The organism is Mycobacterium sp. NGS24 (genome assembly GCF_059813065.1).
Genome location: NZ_JCALDW010000004.1, coordinates 239,857 through 266,048, shown reverse-complemented (window position 1 = coordinate 266,048; position 26,192 = coordinate 239,857). Strand labels below are relative to the sequence as shown.

Sequence of the window (26,192 nt, the reverse complement as noted above, 5' to 3'; positions counted from 1 at the left end):
GTCACCGCACACCGGCCAGGTCCGCGGCGTCACCCATCTGGTGTTGCCAACGCCGCCAGAACACCCGCATCTGTTCCTCGTCGTTGGCCATCGGATCACGTCCCATCCCGCGCGAAATGTCGTTCCATTCGACGCCGCCGCTGGCGAAGCCCTGTTGGCAGGATTCCAGCGCCTCCAGGTCGTCGGGGGTGGCGAAACCACCCGGACCGAGAAATGTCAGAAAGCTGTCCAACCGGCGTCGGCGCAACGCCTCGGTTTCATCGGACGGGCCCAGTGCCCAGGCGGTGACGTCGACGGCATCCGCGGTGGGCGGGTAGAAGGTGCGCACCGTCACGGACATGATGTCGTTGATGATCAGATTCGGATAGATCAGCATGTTGCGGTTCACCTCGGACATGGCGTGCGCACGCCACTCACCGTGCTTGGCCACCAGATCTGCACGCAGTCGGTCGATTTCGGTGCGGGCGTGGTCGCCGAACAGCGGTTCCCACTTCGCCACCGGGCGTCCCCACGGTGAGCTGTACTCGATGACGGTGTGACCGTTGCCGAGGTCGATGGCCGTACCACTGACCCCGCCACGCAGGTCGGTCCCGATGGAGACCAGGTACTTGAAGTAGGTGTCGTGTGTGGACTCGGCGTGGTAGCCGTCAACGCTGTTCTCCACCAACAGCTTCCAGTTGGCATCGAAGCTGTACTGGTTGGTACCGCGGATGATCTCGGCCGAACCGCCGCAACCGTCCACAACGAGATCGATGTAGTCCTTGGCCCCGGCCAGGTAGGTCGGCAGGTCCACGATGCCGGCGTCGAAACTCGCGAACACGAACCCACGGTAGGAGTCGACCCGCGCCACCCGGCGCAGGCCGAGCTCGTCGAAATTCAACCCGTCGGCGTAGGCGTCGCGGTCCGGCACACCCTTGAGCCGACCCTCGGAGTCGAAGGTCCACGCATGGTAAAAGCACTGGAATACCTTGGAATTGCCGGATTCCTGCCGGCACACCAAGGCCCCGCGATGCGTGCAGGTGTTGTGAAACACGTTGACGTTGCCGGACTTGACGCCGCGCACCATGAAGACCGGTCGTCCGCCGATCGGTCGCCGAACGAAGTCGCCCGGATGGGGGATCTCCGATTCGTGTCCGACGTAGAGCCAGGACGTGGCGAAGATCCGGTCCACTTCGGCTCGATGGATGTCGGGTGCGGTCATCGCCGACCGGTGCACCCGGAACCTGCCGGCTGCGGCGTCCTCATCGACGATCGGCAACAGCGCTGTGGTCGGCCGGGCGAGTCCGGGTTCCGCCTCGGTGCTCATGGGCGGCTCAGGTAGTCGGCGACCAGTGCGGTGAACTCGTCGGCCCGCTCGATCTGGGTCCAGTGCCCGCAGGCGCTGAACACATGCAGGTCGGCATTGGGTAGCAGACCCACCATGGTCACCGAGACGTCCATCGGCACCACCTTGTCCTCCCGGCCGTGCACCAGCAGCGTCGGAGTGGCGATGGCACGCGCCTCGGATTCGGTGATGCCGAGTTGTGATCCGGCGTGCCGGGAATCGAAAAACATTGCGCGATAGGCTTCGTGGGCCCCGCCGGCGATACTGGCCCGGTAGCGGCTGTCGACGAGTTCGTCGGTGATCATGGTCGGGTCGACCGCGAAATAGTTGCGCAGCAGGTCGCGCATCGCCCGGTGCGACGGTTGGTAGGCACGCAGCGCCGCCAGTCCGGCGGTGGGTGTCATACCGACCCCGGGGGCGCCCATCAGCACCATCTTTTCGACGCGATCCGGCCGGTCGGTCGCCATCTGCAGCGCGATGCGGCCGCCCAGCGAGTTGCCGACGATCGAGGTCTGCACGATGCCGTGCGCGTCGAGAAAGGACCACACGTGATCGGTCCAGGTGCGCAGCGAATAGACAATGTCGTCGGGCCGCTCGGTGCCGCCGAAGCCGACGATGTCGGGAGCCAGCACCCGGAACCGGTGCGCCAAGGCCGCGATGTTGTGCTGCCAGTTGGCCAGCGCGGACGCTCCCGGCCCGGACCCGTGCAGCATCAGGATCGGGCGACCGGAGCCGGCCTGCAGGTAGGTGGTAGCGACGCCGGCGGCGTCGATGTTGCGGGAGTCGAGGTCGGCGGTGGCTGACGTCGTCATCGGGGGCATCCTTCCTGGAACACGGCAAAACACTTGTTGGAGTTGAAGACATCCGTGGTGATCAGTTCTGACCAGGTCAGCTCCAGGCCCAGTTCTTCGACGGCACCGGTCAGACAGAACCAGTTCAGCATCTCGTGCTGACCGGAGTCCACGATGTCGCGGCTGGGAGTGGCCCGCCAGGCGGCGTAGTCGCGCGCGGCGAACAGTCGATAGAGCCGGTGATCGGCGGCCGTGTCGGGGGTAAGGTGCCAGGTCTTGTCGGTCAGAAACGCGTGCGACCAACTCGACGATGCCACCAGCGCGACCCGTAGCTCGCAATCCCGCAGCGCTTTCGCCACCGCACGACCCAACTCGAAGCAACGCGCCGGAGTCGGGCCGGACGGGTCCAGTTGTTCCGCGGCGATCTCGGCGAACCTGGCCAGGCCGCCCCGGCGGGTGATCGCGTGCTGGCCATAGCAATTGACGGTGATCGGGAGCAGCCGATAGTCGAAACAGGCTCCCGCGTTGGGGTAGTCCAAGAAGAGTTGGGTGTTCACAATCGCATGCGGGAAAGGCGATTCGGGGCGTTTGCGGTAGGAGTAGGCGATGTCGAAGCCGGCCCCGATGAGATCGTTCGCCAGCCGGCGCGCCTCGTCGGCGGCCCCGTGCAGGGTGATCGTGGTGTCCTCGGGCAGGCCCCAGGGGTTCGGGCTGCCGCGGCGCGTCATCAGCTCGAAGGGGTTGACGGCGACGTCACCGTAGGCGAGCACGCAGAATGGCGGGATCACTTCTTCGCGGAAGTTCTCGTACTGATCGTCACCCCACACCACGACCACGTCGGGCGCGAAGTCGTCGAGCGCTGCCCGGCAACGAGCAAGATTGTCCACCAATATCTTTCGATGGTGCGCGGCGGCGACGAGACCGCCGTCGGTGCCCCACTCGGCGCGCATCGACGCCGGCCAGCCCGCGGGATCCTTGACCTCGGCCGGGATGTCGGGATCTTGCAGGGTCCAACGCAACAGGTCGGCCATGTGCTCGTCGGTACCGGCCAGCAGCGGGTAGTGGGTCAGGCCCAGACCCAGAAACTGCGTCATGCTGCTCCTAAGTTACTGCGGCAGATCTTGTGCCGAAGGTCGGCCGACAGGGTCGAGATCACGTCGTCCAGCGGCTCGGGCATCGCGGCAAAGGGATAGTCGGAACCGAAAACCACGTTGCCGGAACCGAATACATCGACTGCCTCATGCAGGGCCGTGTCGCGATAGGTCAGACTGTCGCACCACAGCCGGCGGACCAACCGGCTCGGTAGCTCGGGTGAGTCGACGGGGATGCCCGCCATGACGGCAGCCTTGTCCAGCCGGCCGATCAGGGCGGGCAGCGCACCGCCGCCGTGTGCCAGGCAGATGCGCGCGACCGGCCGACGAGCCAGCGCGCCACCGGCCAACAGTGCTGCCGCCGCCAGCGTCGTCTCGACCGGCATGCCGGCGCCGAAACCCAACCCGAGCTCGCGCACCCGGGCCGGCACATCCTGGTCGCTGGGGTGCACGAGGATGAACGCGCCCAGTTCCGCCGCCACGCCGAAAAACCGGTCCAGGCTGGGGTCGGCTAATTCGACGTCAGCAACCCGGGTCCCGATTTCGACGCCGAGGAAGCCGCGGGTCTGCATGCACCGGCGCAACTCATCGACAGCCCGGTCCGGGTCCTGCAGGGCGACAGCACCCAGCGCGGTGAAACGATCCGGGTGCCGGGAAGTGACCCGGGCGAAGAAGTCGTTCTGCAACGCCGCCAGTTCGGCCGCTCCGTGCGCGCACGCGCGATAGCAGAGGGTCACCGGAATGGGCGAAAGCACCTGAACTGCAACACCGTAACGATCCATGTCGGCCAGGCGTGCGGTCGTCGACCAGCTCCGGTGGTCGATCCGGCGGTATCGCCGGCCGCCGAACGCCAACCAGGCACCGGTCTCGTCGGTGCGTTGCAGGCTCGGCCAGCAATCCTGCGGATACGCAGCACCGAAGTCCGGCATCTCGGCGTCGATGGCATGGGTGTGGACGTCGATGATGCCCGGGAGAGGGTCGGTGTTGGCGATCATGGCTCCGCGCGACGTCGTCGGGGCAGGTTGCTCGGGGACTAGGCTAGGATATTATGCATTCATAATTCAAGAAATAGCTGCACAATTCCTTAGGCTGCGTGAGGCAACCGGAAAGGTGCGATGGAGTGCCGTGGGACGCGGTCGGTCAGGGATGCTGCGGTGTGTTCGGTGTCCGGTCCGGATCATCCACGCGGATCAGGTCCTGATCATGCCGGTTGATGGCGTCGACGAACGACGCCTGATCGTGCAGGGCGATAGCCGCGACGATGTCGTCATGGACGTCGAGGCTGTTGGCCAACAGCGGTTCATAACCGGCGACGAAGACCACCCGGGTCAGCATCGCCCTGATACTGGTGACGAGCAACTGGTGCATGCCTTCCAGGACGGGGATGTGGGCTGCAGCAGCGACCACCCGATGAAAGGCGATGACGGAGTCGAAGAATCGCGGCGCGTCGGTGCTGGCCCGCAGCGTCGCCATCGCCGCACGCATCGCGGTGATGTCGGCACTGGTGGCCCGTTCGAACGCCGCCTTGGTGAGGCCGAACTCCAGATACAACCGCGCTTCGAAAAGGTCCAACGGGTGCGGTGTGGACGGCTGGAACCACAGGTCCAGGGCGCCCAATCGCACCTGCGGGGGCGCACTGGCCACGGTGATCCCGCCGCCCGGGCCGGGTTTGACCGCGACCAGGTCGCGGTCGCGCAGAATCCGCAACGTTTCGTTCATCACCGTTGGGCTGATCCCGAACCGGTCCATGATCTCCGAGCGGCGGCCCAGATGGGCGCCTACCGGCAGGCGGGCGTGCAGAATCTCGTGTTCCAAGTCTGCGGCGACGCGTTCCGCCCGAGAAGGGCCGCGAGACGAACCCGGCGGCTGTTCGCGAGGTGGCACGCAGTCCCCTTCCGGATCGTCGGCGCCACGGTAGCGCCGCAACACAAGTCTGGCAGAATCGGGCTCCCCATTGAGACAGGCATGCGCCATCCGCCGATGGCGGGCGGCGCCGGCACCGGCCTCCGGACGCGCGCGGTGCGCCGGAGTCCGGCTCGAGCGCCACCAATATGGTTGTCGCACAACGTAATCGCGATGTCGGAGGATGAAGGTGTCTGGCGCCCGGTGCAGTTGCGGAACTGGCGTTGTGATCACAGATCCGGTCGGCCGGGCCGGACGGGCGGCGGCCGGTCGCTGCCGGTAGTTGGACGTGTGCCCAGCAAACACAAGACGCCGTTTCCCGTGCTGGCGGCGAAAGTGCCCCTGTTGGGGTACTGATTATCCCTCTTGATGGAGCAGTCGGCGGACCGGCGCGCTGGATAGCGTTCCCACATGCCCTCGGCCACCCTTTTCTCTGCACGACCGCAGGCGACTGCTGTCGCCGGTGTGGTCGGTGCACGCCCCTGTGTTTCGGGGGGGAATTGATGCTGACCTCGGCCGTCGCCACCAAGCCGCTGCGGGCAGTCGGCGGTTTCTTCGCGATGTCGCTGGACGCCTTCGTGTTGATGTTCAGGCCGCCGATCGCCTGGCATGAATATCTGAACCAGAGTTGGTTCGTGGCGCGCGTATCGATGTTGCCCGCGTTGATGATGACGCTGCCCTACTCGGTGATCCTGACGTTCATCTTCAATATCCTGTTGACCGAGATCGGTGCCGGCGACTTCTCCGGAACCGGGGCGGCCGTCGGCACGGTGAACCAGATCGCGCCGATCGTCACCGTTTTGGTGGTGTCGGGCGCCGGCGCCACCGCCATGTGTGCGGACCTCGGCGCGCGCACCATCCGCGAGGAACTGGACGCACTGCGGGTGATGGGAATCAACCCCTTACAAGCCCTGGTGGTTCCGCGCGTGCTGGCGGCCACCACGGTGGCGCTGGCGCTGGAGTCGGCGGTGACTGTGGTGGGGCTGTCCGGTGCCTTCTTCTTCACGGTGTACGTCCAGCACGTCTCGGCGGGAGCGTTCGTCACCGGACTGACGACGCTCACCAGTCTGGGCGACGTCATCGTCTCGCTGGTCAAGGCGGCGCTGTTCGGTATGGCCGCCGGGCTGATCGCCTGCTACATGGGCATCTCGGTGGGTGGCGGCCCGGCCGGCGTCGGCAACGCGGTCAACGAGACGGTCGTGTTCACCTTCATGGTGCTGTTCGCGATCAATGTCATTGTGACCGCCGTCGGTATCCAGTTCACGGTGACATGAGTGCAATGACACATACGACCGCCTCCGTGAGTGTTCCGGCTGCAATGGCACCCCGATTGCGGCGCGCGGTCGGCAACGTCGTGCTGGGCTGGAATCGGGTCGGGTCCCAGATGCATTTCTACGCCGGGACATTGGGGTCCATTCCGGACGCGGTGGTCAACTACCGCGGTGAGTTGCTCCGGCTGATCGCCCAAATGGGTTTGGGCGCTGCGGCGCTGGCGATGATCGGCGGCACCGTGGTGATCGTCGGGTTCCTGACCATGACCACCGGCGCCCTGGTGGCGGTGCAGGGCTACAACCAGCTGTCTTCGGTGGGTATCGAAGCCCTGACCGGCTTCGCGTCGGCCTACTTCAATGTGCGGCTGATCGTGCCGGGAACCGCGTCGGTCGCGCTGTCGGCGACCATCGGTGCCGGCGCGACCGCGCAGATCGGCGCGATGCGGATCAACGAGGAGATCGACGCGCTCGAGGTGATCGGCATCCGCAGCGTCAGCTACCTGGCATCGACTCGGGTGGTGGCCGGCGTCGTGGTCGTCATTCCGCTGTACTGCGTGGCAATCATGATGGCATTTCTCGCATCTCGCGCCGGCACCACCGCGATCTACGGGCAGGGATCCGGTGTGTACGACCACTATTTCAACACCTTCCTCAGCCCCCGCGACATCATCTGGTCCTTCTTCCAGGTGGTGGCGATCACCGTCGTGATGATGCTCGTGCACACCTACTACGGGTTCAACGCGCACGGCGGTCCGGCCGGCGTCGGCGAGGCGGTCGGCCGGGCGGTGCGCACCTCGATGGTGGTCGCGGCGGTGGAGATCGTGATGATCACCCTGGCGGTGTACGGCCAGTCCGGCAACTTCCATCTTGCGGGTTAGCGACATGAAACATGCTGCGGGAGAGCACCGCATCCCTTCGGCCTGGTGGACAGTGATCCTGCTGGCGGCTGTCGGCGTCTTCATGTTCGTCACGACGACGGCGTTCGCCGGCACATTCCGGTCCTATGTGCCGGTGACCCTGACTTCTGATCGTGCGGGACTGGTCATGGAGGAAGGTGCCAAGGTCGAGATGCGGGGTGTGCAGGTCGGACGGGTCGGTGCCGTCGGCGACGCGCGGAACGCCGCCAGCTTGAAGCTGGAGATCGACCCCGACCAGATCCGCTACATCCCGTCCAATGTGCAGGCAAAGATCAGTGCCACCACCGCTTTCGGCGCAAAATTCGTCGAACTCGTCTATCCGGACAGCCCGAGCCGGACCCCGTTGGCTTCGGGTGCGGAGCTGCGCTCGACAAACGTCAGCACCGAAGTCAACACAGTTTTCCAGAATGTCGTCGATCTGTTGAAGATGATCGATCCGGTCAAGCTGAACGCGGTGCTGTCTGCGGTCGCCGACGGCGTGCGCGGCCAGGGCCCGCGGATGGGCCGGGCCACTACCGACCTCAACCAGGTGCTGCAGGCCCTGAACGCGCGTAGCGAAACCATGCGCCAGGACTGGCGTTCCTTCAAGAATTTCAACGACACCTACGACCGCGCGGCCCGAAACCTGGTGGCGATCCTGAATGCCGGCAGCACCACCAGTTCGACGGTGGTAGACCATGCCAAGTCGCTGGATGCGTTGCTGCTCAACATCATCGGCTTCTCGGGCGCCGGCACCAATCTGCTCGGCAACAGTAGAGACAACCTGGTCAACGGGATCAACGGCCTGGAACCGACTACCAATCTGCTGTTCAAGTACAGCCCGGAGTACACCTGCTTCCTGCAGGGCACCAAGTGGTATCTGGACAACGGAGGCTATGCGGCCTGGGGTGGCGACGGCCGCACGCTGCAACTGGATGTCGCGCTGCTGCTGGGCAACGATCCCTACGTCTTTCCCGACAACCTGCCGCGCGTCGCGGCCAAGGGCGGACCCGGCGGGAAACCGGGCTGCGGGTCGCTGCCGGACGCGTCGAAGAACTTCCCGGTGCGCCAGTTGATCACCAACACCGGCTGGGGCGACGGCCTCGACATCCGCCCCAATCCCGGTCTGGGACATCCGTGTTGGGCAAACTACCTTCCGGTGACCCGGGGGACACCCGAGCCGCCGTCGATCCGCCAGTGCCTTCCCGGGCCGGCGATCGGACCGAACCCGGGCGCACCACCGTACGGGGCGCCGCTGTACGGCCCAGGTGGCGTGCCGCTGTGGCCGGGAGTGCCACCCGCCGCCCCGGCGAGCGACCCCGCCCCGGCGGGGGTGCCACCCCCGCCGCCACCACCGAGCGAGCCGGGCCCGCCGCAACCGGGTCCCAACTGATCCCAACCCACCCCCATCCGCCCAGGAGAGAACACACAATGCGGGAGAACCTCAGAGGCATCGTGTTACGCCTCGCCATCTTCCTGGGCGTGTGTGGACTTGCCGCGACGTTGCTGGTCGGGGTATTCGGCGAGGTGCGGTTCGGTGCGGGCAACACCTACTATGCCGAGTTCACCAATGTGTCCAACCTGCGCGAGGGCAAACTGGTCCGCATCGCGGGCGTGGAGGTCGGCAAGGTCAACGCCATCTCGGTCAACCCCGATGCGACCGTGCATGTCGAGTTCACCGCCGACAAGTCGGTGACCCTCACCGAGGGAACCCGGGCGGCGATCCAGTACGACAACTTGTTCGGGGATCGCTACCTGGCGTTGCAGGAGGGTGCGGGCGGGGTTGCGGTGCTGCGCCCCGGCCAGACGATTCCGGTGGCCCGCACCCAGCCGGCGCTTGATCTGGATGCGTTGATCGGCGGCTTCCGCCCGCTGTTCCGGGCGCTCAACCCCGATCAGGTCAATGCGCTGAGCGAACAGTTGCTCGAGGCCTTTCAAGGTCAGGGGCCCACCATCGGCTCGTTCCTGAATCAGGCTGCCGCGGTGACCAATACGCTCGCCGACCGTGACGAGCTCTTCGGGCAGGTGATCACGAACCTCAACGTGGTGCTGGGTTCGCTTGGCGGACAGAGCGATCGGTTGGATAAGGCGGTCAGCTCACTAGCGGAGTTGATTCACGGGCTGGCCGCACGCAAGAACGACATCACCAATGCGGTGGCCTACACCAACGCCGCCGCCGGTTCGGTGGCCGACCTCATGGCGCAGGCCCGCGAACCGTTCCGCAAGGTGGTGCACGAGACCGACCGGGCAGCCGCGATCGCGGTGGCCGATCACGACTACCTGGACAACTTGCTCAACACGCTGCCCGACAAGTATCAGGCTCTGGTGCGCCAGGGCATCTACGGCGACTATTTCGCCTTCTACTTCTGCGATGTAGTGCTCAAGGTCAACGGCAAAGGCGGACAGCCGGTTTACGTAAAGGTGGCCGGCCAGAGCACGGGACGGTGTGCGCCGAAATGAAAAGCTTCTCCGAACGCAACCCGCTGATCATCGGCGCCGTCGGCCTGGTGGCGGTTACCGGTGTCGTCCTGGCGGCGCTGAACTACCAGAAGCTGCCCTTCTTCAACGACGGCAGGGACGTGTCCGCCTATTTCGCCGATGCAGGTGGGTTGCGCGACGGCAACACCGTCGAGGTTTCGGGCTATCCGGTGGGCAAGGTGTCCAGCATCGATCTCGAGCCGTCGGGTGTTCTGGTCAGGTTCAAGGTGGGCAAGGACATCCGGCTGGGGGACCGCACCGAGGCGGCCATCAAGACCAAGGGCCTGCTGGGCAGCAAGATCATCGACGTCCTGCCGCGCGGCGGTGGTTCGCTCGCCGGCCCGATTCCCATCGAGCGCACCATTTCGCCCTACCAGCTGCCCGAGGCGCTCGGCGACCTGGCGAACACCGTCAGCGGGCTCAACACCGAGCAGTTGTCCGGGTCGTTGAGCACGCTGGCGCACACCTTCGCCGACACCCCACCGGATCTGCACAACGCTCTGCTGGGCGTGGCGCGGTTCGCCGAGACACTCGACCGGCGCGACGCGCAACTGCGCACCCTGCTCAGTAATGCGGCCAAGGCCACCGGAGTGCTGGCCAAGCGCACCGACCAGATCGTGAACCTGGTGCATGATACGAACGCGCTGCTGGCTCAGCTGCGGATGCAGAGCGCAGCGCTGGGCCACATCTGGACCAACATGTCGGCGGTATCGCAGCAGCTGAAAGGTTTCATCGCAGAAAACCGGGAGCAGTTGCGTCCAGCGCTGGACAAGCTCAACGGGGTGCTGGCCATTGTCGAGAACCGCAAAGAGCGAATCCAGCAGGCGATCCCCATGATCAACAGCTATGTGATGTCGCTGGGGGAGTCGGTGTCATCCGGTCCCTTCTTCAAGGCATATGTGGTCAATCTGCTTCCGGGACAGTTCATTCAACCGTTCATCGGCGCGGCGTTCTCCGACCTGGGGTTGGACCCGGCCACCCTGCTGCCTTCGCAGCTGACCGACCCGCAGACCGGTCAGCCGGGAACCCCGCCACTGCCGATGCCGTACCCCCGGACCGGGCAGGGCGGCCCGCCGCGGATGACCCTGCCCGACGCGATCACCGGCAACCCCGGCGATCCTCGCTACCCGGTCCGGGTCGAGCCGCCGGCGCCGCCGCCCGGTGGACCGCCACCCGGCCCACCCGCGCAGGTCCCGGCCGCTGTCCCAACGCAGGCCCTGCAGTCGCCGGGAGGTGAACCGTGACAACCAGACTCCGGCGCCCCCGGTCCGTGCTCGGCACGGTACTCGCCCTGATTCTGGTCGCGGGCGTGGTCGTGGCGATGCGGGCGACCGACCGGTCCGAACGCAACCAGGTGGTGGCCTACTTCGAGAACAGCAATGGCCTGTTCGCCGGCGACGACGTGCGGATCCGGGGCGTCCCGGTCGGCAAGATCGTCAAGATCGAGCCACAACCGTTACGCGCCAAGGTGACCTTCTGGTTTGACCGCCAGTACAAGGTTCCCGCCGACGCCAAGGCCGCGATCCTGTCGCCGCAACTGGTCACCGGTCGGGCCATCCAGCTCACCCCGCCCTACAGCGGCGGGCCCACCATGGCCGACGGCGCCCAGATACCGCAGGACCGCACCGTGGTCCCGGTCGAATGGGACGACCTGCGCACCCAATTGCAACGCCTCACCGAGCTGCTCGCGCCGAGTCAGGCCGGTGGGGTGAGCACCCTGGGTTCACTGATCAACACCGCCGCCGACAACCTGCGCGGCCAGGGATCCACCATTCGCGACACCATTATCAAACTGTCGCAGGCGGTTTCGGCGCTCGGTGACCACAGCAACGACATCTTCACCACCTTCAAAGACCTGTCCACTCTGGTGACCGCACTGCACGACAGCGCCGACCTGCTCGAATCGCTCAACCGCAACCTGGCTTCGGTCACCTCGGTGCTGGCCGACGACCCGAATAAAGTCGGCAAAGCCTTCGAGGACCTCAATTCGGTGGTGGGCGACCTGCGCAGTTTTGTCGCCGATCATCGCGAGGCGGTCGGCACCACCTCGGACAAGCTGGCTTCGATCAGCCAGGCGGTGGTCGCCAGTCTCGATGACCTCAAGCAGACGCTGCACATCGGTCCGACGGTGCTGCAGAATTTCAACAACATCTTCGAACCCGCCAACGGCGCGCTGACCGGTGCACTGGCGGGCAGTAATATGGCCAACCCGATTGCGTTCCTGTGCGGGGCAATCGAGGCTGCTTCCCGGCTGGGTGGGGATCAGGCCGCCAAGCTCTGCGCCCAGTACATGGCGCCCATTTTCAAGAACCGCCAGTACAACTTCCCGCCGATCGGGGAGAACCTGTTCGTCGGAGCGCAGGCCCGGCCCAATGAGGTGACCTACAGCGAGGATTGGATGCGACCGGACTTCGTGCCGCCGGCCCCCGCCGACCCCGGCCCGGCGCCGACCCCCACCAATCCCGCGGCCGGACTGCCCGGCATGATGCTCCCACCGGGAGGTGGTTCGTGAGAACGCGATCCTGGCGGCACCGGTTCACCGGTCTGGCACTGCTCGCGCTGGTGGCTGCGACCTCGGGTTGTGGCTGGCATGGGCTGAATTCGCTGTCCCTGCCGGGCACACAGGGTGACGGCCCGGACTCGTTCTCGATTCAGGCGCAAATGCCCGACGTCAACAACATTCAGGCCAACTCCCGGGTCCGGGTCGCCGACGTGACCGTGGGCCACGTCGAGAAGATCGAGCGACAGGGTTGGCATGCGCTGCTGACCATGCGGCTCAATGGCGACGTATCGCTGCCCGCCAACGTCACCGCCAAGATCGGCACCACCAGCCTGCTCGGGTCCTACCACATCGAGCTGGCACCGCCGCCCAAAGGTGAAGCACCGCAGGGCAAGCTGCGGGAGGGATCGCTCATTCCGCTGTCCCGCGGCGGTGCATACCCCAGCACCGAGCAGACGCTGGCGGCGGTGTCGCTGGTGCTCAACGGCGGTGGAATCGGTCAGATCCAGGACATCACCGAGGCATTCAGCACGGCGTTCCGTGGTCGCGAGCAGGATCTGCGCAGCCTGATCGGCCAGTTGGACGCCTTCACCGCGAACGTCAACAACCAGTCCGGCGACATCATCGCAGCCACCGACAGCCTCAACCGCCTGGTCGGCAAGTTCGCCGAGCAGCAACCGGTGCTGGATCGCGCCCTGGCCACCATCCCCGACGCGCTCGCCGTACTCAACAGCGAACGGGACAACCTGGTCATGGCGGCCGATCAGCTGTCCAAATTCAGCGCGCTGACCGCAGACGCGGTCAACCGGACCAAGACGAACGTGGTCAACGAGCTCAAACAGCTTGGGCCCGTGCTGGAGTCGCTTGCCAACGCCGGGCCCAGCATGACGCGAGCCCTCAGCCTGCTGGCTACCTTCCCGTTCCCGAACGAGACATTCGAGAATTTCCTGCGCGGTGATTATGCGAACCTGACGGGGATCATCGACCTGACGTTGAGCCGAATCGACCAGGGGCTCTTCACCGGTACCCGGTGGGAGTGTCATCTGACCCAGCTGGAACTGCAGTGGGGCCGCACCATCGGCCAGTACCCCAGCCCGTGCACTTCCGGCTACCGGGGTACCCCCGGCAATCCACTGGCCATTCCGTACCACTGGGATCAGGGGCCGTAATGCTGCATCTACACCGGCGGGTCAAGATTCAACTGGCCGTCTTCAGCGTGATCGCACTGATCGCGATGGCGGTGATGGCGCTGCACTTCGTCCAGCTGCCCGCCATGATGTTCGGGATCGGCCACTACACCGTGTTGGTGGAGTTACCCGAATCGGGTGGGTTGTACAGCAGCGGCAACGTCACCTACCGCGGTACCGAGGTGGGCCGGGTGCAGTCGGTGCGCCTGCGCGACGGCGGGGTCGTCGCGGAGCTGTCGCTGAATTCCGGTGTCGGTATCCCGTCCGACCTCAAAGCCGAAGTGCACAGTCAATCCGCGGTCGGTGAGTCCTACCTGGAGTTGCTTCCCCGCAACGCCACCTCGGCGCCGCTGAAGGACGGCGATGTGATCCGGCGGCCCGACACGTCGGTACCGCCCAACATCAACGCGCTGCTCAGCGCGGCCAACGGCGCCTTGCAGGCGATCCCCCGGGACAACCTGAAAACCGTTGTCGACGAGTCGTATACGGCGGTGGGCGGACTCGGACCGGAGCTGTCCCGATTGGTCGCCGGGTCGACGAACCTGGCGATCGACGCCCGAAAGAACCTCGACCCGTTGCTCGCACTGATCGACCAGTCCAAGCCGGTGCTGGATTCTCAGACCCACACCTCGGCTGCGATCGCCGGCTGGGCATCCCACCTGGCCACTGTGACATCGGAATTGCAGGCCAACGACGATGCCGTGGCCGGCACCATCGACGGGGGTGGCCCGGCGTTCGCCGAGATGCGCAACCTCTTCGAGCGTGTGCAGCCGACCCTGCCGATCCTGCTCGCCAATCTGGTCAGCGTCGGGCAGGTCGCGCTCACCTACCAGAACGACATCGAGCAATTGCTGGTGGTCTTTCCAGAAGCCATCGCGGCCGAACAGGCCGGCATCCTCGGCAACCTCAACAGCAAGCAGCCCTACCACGGTCAATATCTGAGCTTCAACCTGAACCTCAACCTGCCGCCGCCCTGCGCCACCGGCTTTCTGCCCGCTCAGCAGCAGCGCAACGCCTCCCTCGTGGACTACCCGACACGCCCGCCCGGCGACCTGTACTGCCGGGTGCCGCAGGACTCGTGGCTCAATGTGCGCGGCGCGCGCAACATTCCGTGCGAGACGGTGCCCGGCAAACGTGCGCCGACGGTGAAGCTGTGCGAGAGCAACCAGCAATTCGTCCCGCTCAACGACGGTGACGCCTGGAAGGGAGACCCGAACGCGACGGTGTCGGGGCAGAGCATCCCGCAGCTGCCGCCCCCGCCCGGAGTCGCCGGGGCGCCGCCGCCGGCACTTCCGCCGCTTGCGGCAACACCCTACGACCCCGCCACCGGCACCTTCTTCGGTCCGGACGGTCAGGTGCACCCGCAGTCCGACCTCGCCCGGAACGCACCAAGGGACAAGACATGGCAATCGATGCTGCTGCCGCCAACGCCCTGACGGCACCGGCTCACCCATGGCTAGAAAGGAGTCATGCATGACCGTATCAAGTTCTGCCACAATCGATTTGGACGACCGCGCCGAGATCCAGGAGCCAGCCGATGACGGCGACGCGGTTGCCGCGGACGCCGAGTCCGAGCCTAGCGCCAAGTCTCGGTTGCGCAGGCCCATGTCCGCGCCGCGACGGGCGACACTGTTCGGCTTGTGCGTGGTGCTCGCCCTCACCGGGCTGGCCGGTTGGTGGGGTTGGCGGCTGCACCAATCGCAGCAGACGCAGGCGCAGCGCAGTCACTACCTGCAGGTGGCCAAGCAGGGCGCGCTGAACCTGACCACCATCAACTGGCAGCACGCCGACGCCGACGTGCGCCGGATACTGGATGGCGCGACCGGCCAGTTCCACGATGACTTCGCCAAACGGTCGCAACCGTTCGTCGAGGTACTTCAGCAGGCCAAAGCGGTCACCGTGGGGACCGTCACCGAGGCCGCGCTGGAATCCGAAACACCGGACGGCGCACAGGCTCTGGTGCTGGTGTCGGTGCGTACGTCCAACGCCGGCGAACCCGACCCGGTGCCGCGGGCCTGGCGAATGCGGATCAACGTGCAGCGAGTCGGCACCGATATCAAGGTGTCTAACGTGGGGTTTGTGCAATGAGTCCGATGCTGTTGCGGCGCAACAAAAAGACCGATGCGGAGCCGGTGGTCGACATCGACACCGTCGAAGAAATCGAAGACGTCAAAGACACCGAAGGCGCCGAAGGCACCGAAGACACCACAGAGACTGAAGACATCGACGACGCCGAAGACATTAAGGCCGCGGACCTCGAGCAGCACGCGAGTCGGTGGCGCCGGGTGAACTGGTCGCGCACTGTCGCATACGGTCTGCTGCCCGCACTGGCACTGGTGCTCACCGGCGTCGTCGGCGTGCTGGACTGGCGGGACAACGCGACCCGCAACGCCGCGGCGACCGACACCGACGCGGTGCGGGCCGCCGCCGACGGCACCATCGCACTGCTGTCCTACAAGCCCAACACGGTGCAGGCCGACCTGGAGGCGGCGCGGAATCGACTGACCGGCGCCTTCCTGCAGGCGTACACGACGCTGACCCGCGACGTGGTGATCCCCGGTGCGCAACAGAAGCAGATTTCCGCGGTGGCTACCGTGCCGGCCGCCGCGCCGACGTTGGTGACCCCCGACCACGCGGTGGTGCTGCTGTTCGTGAATCAGAACGTGGTGGTGGGCCAGGACGCCCCCGCGAGCACCGCGTCCAGCGTGCGGGTCACCCTCGACAAGATCGACGGCCGGTGGCTGATCTCGAAGTTCGATCCGGTCTGAGGCAGGGGAGTCTGACATGCGACATCGACAACTGGCCACGTCGGCATTGCTCGCCGCCGCCGCGGGCACGGTCCTGGGGGCACCCGTGGCACATGCCGACAACAAGCGGCTCAACGACAGCGTGGTGGCCAACGTCTACACCGTCCAGCATCAGGCTGGTTGCACCAATGACGTGACCATGAGCCCGGCCCTGCAACTGGCTGCCCAACAGCATGCCCAGGACATGATGGCCAATCGAAACCTGGACGGCGACATCGGCTCCGACGGTTCCACGCCACAGGACCGGGCGGGCGCCGCCGGATACCCGGGCCGGGTGACCGAAACCGTGGCCATCAATCCGGCGATGGCGATCAGCAGCGTCGAGTTGATGAACGAGTGGGTTTCCAACCCCGGCTACGTGGCGATCATGTCCGATTGCAGTAACGGTCAAATCGGGGTCTGGTCGGAGAACAGCCTGGATCGCACCGTGGTGGTGGCGGTCTACGGGCAGTCCGGCAAGCCGCCCCCCAGCACGCAGATCGCCCAGACCGGGCCGGCCCCGGTGGTGGTGTTGCCGCCGAACGTACCGACCGACCCCAGCCCGCAGTACGACGCCTCCGATGAAGTCGAGTTCGCGATCAGCTGGTTCCCCTGGATCCTGCGCGGCGTGTACCCGCCGCCGGCGATGCCGGCGCAATAACCGGCGGATACCGGGGCGCTACCCCGCCGGCGGCGGTTGGTAGCCTGCCGCGGAATTGCGCAACTGCCAGATCTGGTCGGGGCACAACAGGTTAACCGCATAGGACACCAGATAATTCGCGGCGAACTCGTCGTTGGGGGTGACGTCGTTCTTCACCTCACCCAGGACGGCCGGGTACGGCTTGCCGGCAGCGACCTTATCACAGATGCCGTGGCCGTAACCGAGCGCGTCGTTGCCGGCGGGCCAGTTGTAATGCCGGCGCACCGTCACGTTGTACATGTATTCCACCTGGGGGTCCGGTGCGGCCTGCGCCGGTGGCGCCGACACGTACGCCGCGAATGAGGCCGTCGCGACGGTGCACCAAGCAGTCACGGATTTCCGGCCCGTGGCATGTGCCGCCGTACGTTCGCGGGCACCGAGCCGGAGGGCGATCAACAGCAACACCCCGGTCAGTACCCAGCTCGCGGAGGTCAGGATCGCCTGCCAGGTGAGGTCGTTTCCGTGGTCTAGAGGTGGCATCCGCCAACCCTATGGATCGGCGGCAACCGGCGCATCACCCGATCGAAGGTTTTCCGAACCCTCCCCAGGGGTGCCATGATGTCGGCGCCACCGAGATATGTTGGCAGTCAGCTGAGTTGACCGGGTAGCTCGGCGAGTGCACGGTTGGTGGTCGGCACCTGTATGGCGAGCGCCTGGCCGCGGTTCTCGGTTTCCAGTGCGGCCTGGAAGGAGTTGTTCTCGAAGGCGCGCAGCATCGAGTTCTTGGTGGAGCGGACGCTGTCATCGGAGTTGGCGGCGATCGATTCGGCCAGCGCGAGCGCCGCGTCGAGCGCAGTGGTGGTGTCGCACAGTTGGTTGACCAGACCGATCCGCAGTGCCTCGGCCGCTCGCACGGTGCGCCCGGTGAAGGCGATCTCGGCGGCCCGACCGGGTCCGACAATGCGGGCCAGATTCCAGGAGGTGCCCAATTCGCCGATCGACAGACCGATCCGGACGAAACCGGCACTGAAACTTGCTGTCCGGTCCGCGATTCGGATATCGGTGGCCAGCGCCAGCGACAATCCGCCGCCGGCGGCCGGCCCGCTGACCGCGGCGATGACGGGGTAGGGCAGGGCGCGCAGCCCGGTGGATCCGGCGGCGGCCGTCTCGACCAGATCAGTGAAGTCCGCGACCGACATCCGGGTCAGCACGTCGATCTCGGCGAGGTCGAATCCGGTGCAGAAGGTCTTGCCGCCGGCGCCGGTGATGATCAGTGCCCGCAGCTGTGCATGCCGCAGCACGTCTGCGGCCCAGGCGATCTCACCGAACATCTCGATGGTCTGCGAGTTGCCGCGGTCGGGGCGGTTCACCTTCATCACCACCACGCCGGACCGGTGCTGGTCGAAGGCGAGGGTGTGGGCGGTGCGCAGTTCGTCAAGCACATCGTCCAGTGGTCGTCGCGCCACCCGATTCCATTGGGGCACTACAGGATTGATGCTCATCGTCCGGAGAAATTCGGTGTGCGTTTGGTTTTGAACGCGTCCAGTGCCTCACTCATGTCGTCGCAGCGGGTGAGCAGCGCCTGCCCGCGGTTCTCCAGTTCGAGCGCCGCGGCGAAGGATGCGACTTCCAGATTGGCCTGCAGGGCCCGTTTGGACAGCCGAATGCCGCCGGGGGAGTTGGCGCAGATCTGGCCGGCCAGCTCCAGGGTCTGCTTGAGCAGGTCGTCCGTGCCGGTCACCCGGTTGAGCAGGCCCAGCCGTTCGGCCTCCTCGGCCTCGACAATGCGGCCGGTGAAACCGATTTCGGCGGCCGCGGCCGGTCCGATCAAGCGCGGCAACAGCCACGACGCGCCCAGGTCACCGGCCGACAGGCCGATCCGCACGAACGCCGCGTTGAACTTCGCCGCCGGTGATCCCAGCCGAATGTCGGCCATCAGCGTCAGCGACATGCCGCCGCCGGCCGCCGCGCCGTTGACCGCGGCAATCACCGGCACCGGGATGGCCCGCACCGCGCCCAGGGCGCGGGCGGCGCGTTCCTGCCGGTCCAGCATGCCCAGTGCCGAGAGGGACGCCAGTTCCTCGGCCTCGTCGAGGTCGTAGCCGGCGCAGAATGCCTTGCCCGCGCCGGTCAGGATCACGACCCGCGCCGAGCGATCGTCGCCGATCGCGCGGGCCACTGATTCCAGCTCGTCGAACATGGCCACCGTCATGGCGTTGTAGCGGTCCGGACGGTTCAGGGTCACCTGGATCACTCCGTCTGTCGGCGATTCGACGCACAGCGTCTGATAACTGCGGTGCAGGTTGTTCACAGGTATCTCCCGGGGGTGCTTAAGCGAAGTGCGGCGAGCGCTTGGCGAGGAACGCGTCCAGGCCCTCGATCGCTTCGCCGTGTTCGAACAGGTCCTGGATCTGGTCGACCTCGAAGCGCAGACCCTCGGCCAGTGGGCGGTCGTAGGCGGCGTCGACGGTGCGCACCACTGCCAGCTGGGCGGGGGTGGACAACGCCGACAGTTCGGCGGCCAGCTCTCGCGCGGCGGCCGGTGCGGTGATACCCGGCTCGGCCAGTCGGTCGATCAGGCCGATCGCCAGCGCCTCGTCTGCACCCACCTGGCGGCCGGTCAGCATGAGGTCCAGCGCCCGACCCCGCCCGAGTACGCGTGGAAGTCGTTGAGTGCCACCGGCGCCGGGGATCAGGCCGAGCTTGACCTCCGGCAGGCCCAGGCGGGCCCGCGTCGTGGCGACCCGCATGGTGCAGGCCAACGCCAACTCGAGTCCACCGCCCAGTGCGAGGCCGTCGATCGCGGCGACCGATACGAGCGGCAGGCCGGCCAGTCGCTCGACCGCGCCCCGCAGCGCATCCCCGTATTCGCGGAACGACGTGGCGTCGACGCTGGACATGTGCTTGATGTCCGCGCCTGCCGCGAAGAATCCGTCCACCGCCGACGTCACCACCAGTACCTTGGCTTGGGTGGTGGCGACGTAGTCCATCGCCTGGTGCAGGCCGGCGATGATCGCCGGCCCCAGGGCGTTGGCGGGCGGCTTGTCGAGCACCACTTCGATGACGGCACCGTCATGGTTCAATGCGACCGGGTCGCGGGTTGCGGGTTGTACCATTGGATCTCCTTCGAGCGCTGCGTAACTGGATCAGCCGGCCGGTCAGGCCATCGTCAGTCCGCCGCTGACCGAGAGCGTCTGACCGGTGACGTACTCGGCGGCGTCGGAAGCGAAGAAGGCCACCGCGGCAGCGACGTCCGCTGGCTGGCCGAGTCGCTTCATCGGCACTGAGCGGGTCATCCCGCCGATCACCTTGTCGGCATCCTGCCCGGAGCTGTCGGCGAACTTGCGCAGTGCCGGGGTGTCGGTGGGGCCCGGGCAGACCACGTTCGCAGTGACGCCCTTGGTGGCGACTTCGCGTGCCAGTGTCTTGGTGAACGCGATAATGCCACCTTTGGCCCCGGAGTAGACCGCCTCCAGTGACGAGCCGACCCGGCCGGCATCCGAGCCGATATTGATCACCCGGCCGAAGCCACGCTCGACCATGCCCGGCACCACTGCGTGCAGCACCCGTAGTGCGCCTTTGAAGTTGATGTCGATGATCTTGTCCCAGAACTCTTCTGAGGTCTTCAGGAAGGGCATGAAGTCGTCCCAGCCGGCGTTGTTCACCACGACCTCGATCTCACCCAGTTCGGCAGCGACCATCTTGACCGCGCTGCGGACCGACTCGGTGTTGGTCACATCGACCTGGACTGCGATGGCTTCCCCGCCGGCTTCGGCGATCCGCTTCGCGGTGGCTTCGGCGGCTTCCAGGTTCAGGTCGGCGATCGCCACCCGGAATCCGTTGGCTCCCAGCGTTTCCGAGATTCCTTGACCGATGCCTTGGGCACCGCCCGTGACGAACGCGACCCGATTACTCATCAATTTCTCCTTGTGGTGATTGGTAGTGACGCTAGTGGCAGAAACGTTTGTCCGAACCTGCAGACCAGTCGATCGGCCCAGCGATGATGGAGTGGCTGGTCAGGGTGCGGCCGAGTACGTTCTGGGCGGCTCGGGCAGCGTCGATCAGACTCGGCAGCGAGATGCCGGTCGAGACGCCCATCTCCTCGAACATGCTGACCAGATCCTCCGAAGCGATGTTTCCGGTGGATCCTCTAGGGACGGGGCAACCACCGAGTTCGCCGAAACTGGACTCGAAGCTGGTGCACCCGGCCTGCAGCGCGGCAAAGGCGTTGGCCAGGCCCTGGCCGCGGGTGTTGTGGAAGTGCGCCGTGACCTCCACGCCGGGCAGTCGTTCGATGGCCGCGGTGAAGAACTCACCTACGTAGGCGGGGTTGGCCATGCCGGTGGTGTCGCCGAACCCCACTTCGGTGGCACCGGCCGCCGCGAATTGTTCGGCGATGTCGAGGACCCGGTTCATCGGCACCCGGCCTTCGAAGGGGCAACCGTAGGAGGTGGCGATCACGGCGGCGCACTTGAGATTCTCGGCGACAATGCGTTTGGCAATGATCTCGTTGTCAGCCATCGACTCGGCGATCGTCCGGTTCACATTCTTCTTGTTGTGTGTCTCCGATCCGCTGACGAAGATCGCGACCTCTGAGAACGTGTCCCGCACCCGCAGCGCGTTGTCGAGCCCTTTGCTGTTGGGCACCAACACCATCAGCGATACGTCGGCGGGGACGGTGACGCCACGCAGCACTTCGACTCCGTCGGACAGCTGCGGGATGACGTCGGGGCGGACGAAGCTGGCCACCTCGATGCGCCGCAGCCCGGTCTGGGCGAGCCGATTGATCAGGTCGATCTTGTCGCTGGTGGCGATAGTTTCCGGTTCGTTCTGAAATCCGTCGCGAGGGCCCACTTCCCGGATGTGGACCTGCCTGGGCAAGGCGCTCACAGCGTGCTCCCTTCAAGTAGTTCATCGCGGAATCGGGGGTCGGCGATCTGTATGAGTCGGTGGGCGCGCTCCCGCAGACTGCGGCCGCGCAGATGTGCGACACCGTATTCGGTGACGACGACGTCGACGTCGGAACGCGCTGTGCTCACCACCCCACCGTCGAGGAACGGCTTGATTGTCGACTGGCCGCCGGAGGTCGCACGCAAGGCGATGATCGACCGCTTTCCGGTGAGCGAGGCCGCCCGGGTGAAGTCGACCTGCCCACCGACCGCACCGACGTACACGCCGCGACTCACCTCCGCACCGACCTGGCCGGTGAGGTCGACCTCGACGGCGAAGTTGATGGACACCAGTGATTGCAGTTGCGAAAGTATCCGCGGGCTATGGGTGTAACTGATGGGCAGGAAGCAGACGGGCATCTCGGGCAGCCGGGTGTACAGCTCAGCCGACCCCAGCGCGGTACCGGCCACGATCACGCCGGGATCGATCTCTTTGCGACTGCCGGTGACCACGCCCTTGTCCACCAGCCGCAGCAACCCGTCGGTGACCATGCCGGTATGAACTCCCAGATGCTCGTGTCCGGCCAGCGCGTCGAGTACCGCGCTACCCATCGAGCCGACGCCCAACTGCACGGTGTCGCCGTCGTCGATCAGTTCGGCGATATGGCTGGCGATGCGTTGTTCGGTGTCGCCGGGCGGACGGGTGGGATCCTCGGCCAGCGGCCGGTCGGTGGTGACCCACGCCGCAAAGCGCTCGAGCGGAATACGAGGAGCGCCAAGGGTTTCGGGCATTCTCTGGTTGATCTCGGCGATCAGCACCGGGGTGTGCGGTATGGCATCGGCGACATAGTCGACGCCGATGCCCAACGAACAGGTGCCGTCCGCGTCGGGCGGGGAGACTTGGACGAGACCGACATCGCAGGGCAGCAGTCGTTCGGCAAACATGCGCGGCAGTGCCGAGTAGTGGCACGGCACCACATCGAGACGTCCGGAACGGCTCAGCTCGCGAAGTTGGCCGAGGCCGCCGTAGGAGGACATCGACATGCGGCCCGGAATTGTGATGGCGAGTTGGTCATTCCAGCTCAGCCCGGTGAAGACCTGAATCGGGCCGATCCGCGGGTTCTGCAGAATCAGGGCGTCGACCAGTGGCCGGGGTTCGGCCGCGGCCTGGCCCCACCAGACTCCGTCGCCGCGGCTGAGGTGACTGCTGAAGTCGATCACGGTGCGGACTCGCTCATGCCGAGACCCGTTGCAATAGCGTCGCAGTGCCCAATCCGCCACCACAGCACATCGTCACCAGCGCGAGGTCGGCGTCGCGGCGTTCGAGTTCGGCGACCACCGTCGCCGTCAACCGGGCGCCGGTAGCGCCCACCGCGTGCCCGAGGGCGATAGCTCCGCCGTTGACGTTGACCCGGTCGGTGTCCGGTTGCAATTCCTGCTGCCACGCCAGAACCACCGACGAGAACGCCTCGTTGACTTCGAACAGGTCGATGTCGTCGATATCGATATTATTGCGCTGCAACAGTTTCCGGGTAGCCGGGATGGGGCCGGTCAGCATGATGATCGGGTCCACCCCGACGGTGGTCTGGTCGACGAGACGGGCGCGCGGGTGTAGATCGAACCTGCGCACGGCCGCGTCCGAGCACAGCAGCACGGCGGCGGCACCGTCGCTGATCGGTGACGACGAGCCCGCAGTGATCCGGCCGTTCTCCTTGCGGAACACCGGTTTCAGGTTGGCCAGGGTCGCTACCGTGGTGTCCGGCCGGACACATTGATCGGAGTACCGGATCTGCCCGTCAAGTGTCATCGGGACCATTTCGCCCTGGAACCGCCCGTCGGCGATGGCTTTGGCGGCGAGCGTGTGTGAGCGTGCGGCAAACTCGTCCATTTCGGCGCGGCCCAGCTGCCAGCGATCCGCGATCAGTTCGGCGCTTTCCCCTTGGTGCACAAAGTCATAACGGTCCCGCAGTTCGGCCGGCCAAGGGTCGCCGTAGAGCTCGGAGATCTTGGCGGGTGAGTCGATCGGGACCCGGCCCATGTGTTCGACGCCGCCGGCGATCACCACATCGTGGGTACCGGAAGCCACCAGGGCCGCACCCATCGCCAGTGCGGTCTGCGCCGATCCGCAGCGCCGGTCCAGCGTGGTGGCGGGCACCTCGGGCGGATATCCGGCCTGCAACCAGGCGTTGCGTGCGATGTTGCGGGACTGCTCGCCGAACGGTGCCGTGCAGCCGATCACCAGATCCTCTACCGTTGCGGAATCGATTCCGGTGCGGGTGACCAGCTCGGTATAGCAGGCGGCGAGCATTGCATTCGGATGGGTGTCGCGGTACCAGCCGCGCTCCGGGTGTGACTTCCCAATCGGGGTACGCACTGCTTCGGTGATGTACACCGCACGCCCGGTCGATGCGAACGGCCCGTTGATGGTGCGCCCCATCAGATCACCGTCCCGCCGTCAACCGGCAACACCTGGCCAGTGATGTAGGAGCCCGCGTCGGAGGCCAAAAAGACGAACGTGGGTGCGATCTCGTCGGGGAACGCCCAGCGGCCCAACGGTATTCGCGCGAGAGTTTTGGCTGCCAGCTTTTCGTTGCCGCGGATGTTGGCTGTCATGGCCGTTGCGGCCAGTGGGGCGACGGCGTTGACGGTGATCGACTGCCGCGCCAACTCCTTGGCCAGGGACTTGGTCAGGCCGACGATTCCGGCCTTCGCCGCACCGTAATTGGCTTGGCCGATGGTCCCCGTCAGGCCCGCCGCGGAAGTGACGTTGATGATTCGGCCGGTGCCGTCGGTCGGCAGGTGCGGCAGGGCGGCTTGACTGCACACGAAGCTACCCACCAGGTGGATGTCGACGATGCGACGGAAGTTCTCCTCCGAGAGGTCGCCGAACATGGCCGGGGCGATGGCGCCGGCGTTGTTCACTAGGACGTGCAGGGCGCCGCCACCGAGTTCTGCTGCGGCGCCGGCGGCTTCGGCAGCGGCGGCCGAGTCGCGCACGTCCAGGACGAACGGCTGCGCGACACCCCCGGCGGCCACGATCGACTCCGCGGTGGCTACGGCGGCGTCCTTGTCGATATCGGTCACCAGCACCGCTGCGCCGGCTGCCGAGAAGGCGCGGGCAATAGCCTCGCCGACGCCGCTGCCGGCACCGGTCACCAGTGCCGAGCGGCCGTCGAGTCGGAACACGTCTCTGGGGGCATTCATCAGTAGCTCCTCGGCAGACCCAGCACGTGTTCGCCCAGGTAGTTGAGCACCATCTCCTGGCTGATCGGTGCGATGCGGGTGAGTCGGGCTTCGCGGAAGTAACGCGCGACGTGGTATTCCTCCGAGTAGCCCATACCGCCATGGGTTTGCACCGCGCGATCCGCCGCGTCGAAAGCGGCGTCGGCACACAAATACTTGGCGGTATTCGCCTCGCGCGCACAGGGTTTGCCGTTGTCGTAGAGCCAGGTGGCTTTGCGCAGGATCAGTTCGGCGGCGTCCAGGCGGGCCAGCGAATCGGCGAGCGGGAACTGCAGGCCCTGATTCATCCCGATCGGCCGTCCGAACACTTCCCGCTCGTTGCCGTAGCGGACGGCCGCGCGTAGCGCGGCCCGCCCCATGCCGAGCGCTTCGGCGGCGATCAGGCAGCGCTCTGGGTTCAGGCCGTCCAGGATGTAGCGGAAACCGTGGCCCTCCTCACCGACGCGGTCCTCCACCGGGATCTCGAGGCCGTCGATGAAGAGTTCATTGGACGACACCGCGTTCCGCCCCATCTTGGGGATCGGGCGGATCTCGACTTTGTCGCGGTCCAGGTCGGTGAAGAACAGCGTCATACCGTCGGTCTTGCGCTTGACTTCGTCGAACTTCGTGGTCCGGGTCAGTAGCAGAATCTTTTCGGATTCCAGCGCTTTCGAGATCCACACCTTGCGACCGTTGACTACGTAGCGGTTGCCCTCGCGGCGGGCGAAAGTACTGATCTTGGTGGTGTCCAGGCCCGCACCGGGCTCGGTGACACCGAAGCAGACATGCAGATCGCCGGTGACAATGCGCGGCAGATTGCGCGCCTTGAGATCCTCGGAGCCGTGCACGATCACCGGGTGCATGCCGAAGATCGACATGTGCATGGAACTTGCGCCGTTCATCCCGGCGCCACTGGCCGCGACTTCCTCCAACAGGATCGAGGCTTCGGTTATGCCGAAGCCGTGGCCGCCGTAGTCCTCGGGAGTTGTGATGCCCAGCCAACCACCGCTGGCGAAGGCGTCGTAGAACTCGGACGGAAACTCGTGGTTCTGGTCCTTCGTCAGCCAGTAGTGGTCGTCGAATTTTGCGGCCAATTCGGCGACGGCTTCTCGGATCGTCTGTTGATCCTCGCTCAGTTGGAAGTCCACACCGATCTCCGCTCGACGATGCCTACGAAAGATTTATCAGCTCGAGTGCAAATCATACTAATGGACA

26 protein-coding genes are annotated in these 26,192 nt (G+C 66.0%); 11 read left to right on the top strand and 15 right to left on the bottom strand.

Features of this window, described 5'->3' with window-relative positions; all coding sequences use genetic code 11:
• Position 1 precedes the first annotated feature (1 nt).
• The 5 genes from AC5Y6Y_RS08760 to AC5Y6Y_RS08740 all read right to left on the bottom strand — a co-directional run bounded on the left by AC5Y6Y_RS08760 (position 2) and on the right by AC5Y6Y_RS08740 (position 5,090).
• Positions 2-1,306 (bottom strand): aromatic ring-hydroxylating oxygenase subunit alpha, encoded by a 1,305-nt coding sequence (locus AC5Y6Y_RS08760; protein WP_473139158.1) that lies wholly within the window; start codon positions 1,304-1,306, stop codon positions 2-4.
• The gene (locus AC5Y6Y_RS08755) at positions 1,303-2,136 is read right to left on the bottom strand and encodes an alpha/beta fold hydrolase (protein WP_473139157.1); all 834 of its coding nucleotides are present in this window, start codon (positions 2,134-2,136) and stop codon (positions 1,303-1,305) included. Before AC5Y6Y_RS08755 ends, AC5Y6Y_RS08760 begins: the two co-directional genes overlap by 4 nt.
• The gene (locus AC5Y6Y_RS08750) at positions 2,133-3,209 is read right to left on the bottom strand and encodes a DODA-type extradiol aromatic ring-opening family dioxygenase (protein ID WP_463827601.1); all 1,077 of its coding nucleotides are present in this window, start codon (positions 3,207-3,209) and stop codon (positions 2,133-2,135) included. The genes AC5Y6Y_RS08755 and AC5Y6Y_RS08750 overlap by 4 nt, the downstream gene beginning before the upstream one ends.
• Complete coding sequence (locus AC5Y6Y_RS08745; RefSeq protein ID WP_473139156.1) at positions 3,206-4,201, bottom strand: amidohydrolase family protein; 996 nt, start codon at positions 4,199-4,201, stop codon at positions 3,206-3,208. Before AC5Y6Y_RS08745 ends, AC5Y6Y_RS08750 begins: the two co-directional genes overlap by 4 nt.
• 145 nt (positions 4,202-4,346) lie before the next feature.
• Positions 4,347-5,090 carry a FadR/GntR family transcriptional regulator gene (locus AC5Y6Y_RS08740; protein ID WP_463827603.1) on the bottom strand — a complete coding sequence of 248 codons (744 nt, stop codon included), beginning with the start codon at positions 5,088-5,090 and terminating at the stop codon, positions 4,347-4,349.
• A 521-nt stretch (positions 5,091-5,611) separates the two neighbouring features.
• On the opposite strand from AC5Y6Y_RS08740, the gene AC5Y6Y_RS08735 reads away from it, so the two are divergent.
• Genes AC5Y6Y_RS08735 through AC5Y6Y_RS08685 form a run of 11 tightly spaced genes read left to right on the top strand, consistent with a single transcriptional unit; the run spans position 5,612 to position 16,887 of the window.
• Complete coding sequence (locus AC5Y6Y_RS08735; protein ID WP_463827604.1) at positions 5,612-6,382, top strand: MlaE family ABC transporter permease; 771 nt, start codon at positions 5,612-5,614, stop codon at positions 6,380-6,382.
• Between the two features lie 44 nt (positions 6,383-6,426).
• The gene (locus tag AC5Y6Y_RS08730; RefSeq protein ID WP_463827783.1) at positions 6,427-7,257 is read left to right on the top strand and encodes an ABC transporter permease; all 831 of its coding nucleotides are present in this window, start codon (positions 6,427-6,429) and stop codon (positions 7,255-7,257) included.
• A 4-nt stretch (positions 7,258-7,261) separates the two neighbouring features.
• Positions 7,262-8,668: an MCE family protein gene (locus AC5Y6Y_RS08725; protein WP_473139155.1), complete on the top strand. Its 1,407-nt coding sequence runs from the start codon at positions 7,262-7,264 to the stop codon at positions 8,666-8,668.
• Positions 8,669-8,706: 38 nt separating this feature from the next.
• On the top strand, positions 8,707-9,735 hold the full coding sequence (locus AC5Y6Y_RS08720) for a virulence factor Mce family protein (protein WP_473139154.1): 1,029 nt from the start codon (positions 8,707-8,709) through the stop codon (positions 9,733-9,735).
• Positions 9,732-10,997: an MCE family protein gene (locus tag AC5Y6Y_RS08715; RefSeq protein WP_473139153.1), complete on the top strand. Its 1,266-nt coding sequence runs from the start codon at positions 9,732-9,734 to the stop codon at positions 10,995-10,997. The genes AC5Y6Y_RS08720 and AC5Y6Y_RS08715 overlap by 4 nt, the downstream gene beginning before the upstream one ends.
• Positions 10,994-12,265 carry a virulence factor Mce family protein gene (locus tag AC5Y6Y_RS08710; protein ID WP_473139152.1) on the top strand — a complete coding sequence of 424 codons (1,272 nt, stop codon included), beginning with the start codon at positions 10,994-10,996 and terminating at the stop codon, positions 12,263-12,265. The genes AC5Y6Y_RS08715 and AC5Y6Y_RS08710 overlap by 4 nt, the downstream gene beginning before the upstream one ends.
• A 32-nt stretch (positions 12,266-12,297) precedes the next feature.
• Entirely contained in the window at positions 12,298-13,422 is a 1,125-nt protein-coding gene (locus tag AC5Y6Y_RS08705; protein WP_463827784.1) for a virulence factor Mce family protein, read from the top strand.
• 2 nt (positions 13,423-13,424) lie between these two features.
• Positions 13,425-14,876, top strand: coding sequence for an MCE family protein (locus AC5Y6Y_RS08700; protein ID WP_463827785.1), 1,452 nt, complete (start codon positions 13,425-13,427; stop codon positions 14,874-14,876).
• Positions 14,877-14,913: 37 nt separating this feature from the next.
• Positions 14,914-15,528, top strand: coding sequence for an Rv1363c family protein (locus tag AC5Y6Y_RS08695; protein ID WP_473139151.1), 615 nt, complete (start codon positions 14,914-14,916; stop codon positions 15,526-15,528).
• On the top strand, positions 15,525-16,208 hold the full coding sequence (locus AC5Y6Y_RS08690) for a hypothetical protein (RefSeq protein ID WP_473139150.1): 684 nt from the start codon (positions 15,525-15,527) through the stop codon (positions 16,206-16,208). The genes AC5Y6Y_RS08695 and AC5Y6Y_RS08690 overlap by 4 nt, the downstream gene beginning before the upstream one ends.
• A 16-nt stretch (positions 16,209-16,224) precedes the next feature.
• Positions 16,225-16,887 carry a CAP domain-containing protein gene (locus tag AC5Y6Y_RS08685; RefSeq protein ID WP_473139149.1) on the top strand — a complete coding sequence of 221 codons (663 nt, stop codon included), beginning with the start codon at positions 16,225-16,227 and terminating at the stop codon, positions 16,885-16,887.
• An 18-nt stretch (positions 16,888-16,905) separates the two neighbouring features.
• Here AC5Y6Y_RS08685 and AC5Y6Y_RS08680 read toward each other — a convergent pair whose 3' ends face one another.
• From AC5Y6Y_RS08680 to AC5Y6Y_RS08635, 10 genes are all read right to left on the bottom strand, one after another.
• A complete protein-coding gene (locus AC5Y6Y_RS08680) occupies positions 16,906-17,406 on the bottom strand; it encodes a DUF732 domain-containing protein (RefSeq protein ID WP_463827612.1) in 501 nt (166 codons plus the stop codon).
• 107 nt (positions 17,407-17,513) lie between these two features.
• The gene (locus AC5Y6Y_RS08675; RefSeq protein ID WP_473139148.1) at positions 17,514-18,368 is read right to left on the bottom strand and encodes an enoyl-CoA hydratase/isomerase family protein; all 855 of its coding nucleotides are present in this window, start codon (positions 18,366-18,368) and stop codon (positions 17,514-17,516) included.
• On the bottom strand, positions 18,365-19,177 hold the full coding sequence (locus AC5Y6Y_RS08670; protein WP_473139147.1) for an enoyl-CoA hydratase/isomerase family protein: 813 nt from the start codon (positions 19,175-19,177) through the stop codon (positions 18,365-18,367). The genes AC5Y6Y_RS08675 and AC5Y6Y_RS08670 overlap by 4 nt, the downstream gene beginning before the upstream one ends.
• A 19-nt stretch (positions 19,178-19,196) precedes the next feature.
• Entirely contained in the window at positions 19,197-19,982 is a 786-nt protein-coding gene (locus AC5Y6Y_RS08665; protein WP_463827615.1) for an enoyl-CoA hydratase/isomerase family protein, read from the bottom strand.
• 42 nt (positions 19,983-20,024) lie between these two features.
• Positions 20,025-20,783, bottom strand: a complete 759-nt coding sequence (locus AC5Y6Y_RS08660; protein WP_473139146.1) for an SDR family NAD(P)-dependent oxidoreductase — start codon at positions 20,781-20,783, stop codon at positions 20,025-20,027.
• 31 nt (positions 20,784-20,814) lie between these two features.
• Positions 20,815-21,756, bottom strand: coding sequence for a hydroxymethylglutaryl-CoA lyase (locus AC5Y6Y_RS08655; protein ID WP_463827617.1), 942 nt, complete (start codon positions 21,754-21,756; stop codon positions 20,815-20,817).
• Positions 21,753-22,976 carry an acetyl-CoA hydrolase/transferase family protein gene (locus AC5Y6Y_RS08650; protein ID WP_473139145.1) on the bottom strand — a complete coding sequence of 408 codons (1,224 nt, stop codon included), beginning with the start codon at positions 22,974-22,976 and terminating at the stop codon, positions 21,753-21,755. The genes AC5Y6Y_RS08655 and AC5Y6Y_RS08650 overlap by 4 nt, the downstream gene beginning before the upstream one ends.
• 13 nt (positions 22,977-22,989) lie before the next feature.
• A complete protein-coding gene (locus AC5Y6Y_RS08645; RefSeq protein ID WP_473139144.1) occupies positions 22,990-24,192 on the bottom strand; it encodes a thiolase family protein in 1,203 nt (400 codons plus the stop codon).
• On the bottom strand, positions 24,192-24,959 hold the full coding sequence (locus AC5Y6Y_RS08640; protein WP_463827620.1) for an SDR family NAD(P)-dependent oxidoreductase: 768 nt from the start codon (positions 24,957-24,959) through the stop codon (positions 24,192-24,194). The genes AC5Y6Y_RS08645 and AC5Y6Y_RS08640 overlap by 1 nt, the downstream gene beginning before the upstream one ends.
• Positions 24,959-26,125 (bottom strand): acyl-CoA dehydrogenase family protein, encoded by a 1,167-nt coding sequence (locus tag AC5Y6Y_RS08635; RefSeq protein WP_463827621.1) that lies wholly within the window; start codon positions 26,123-26,125, stop codon positions 24,959-24,961. The genes AC5Y6Y_RS08640 and AC5Y6Y_RS08635 overlap by 1 nt, the downstream gene beginning before the upstream one ends.
• Between the last annotated feature and the right edge of the window lie 67 nt (positions 26,126-26,192).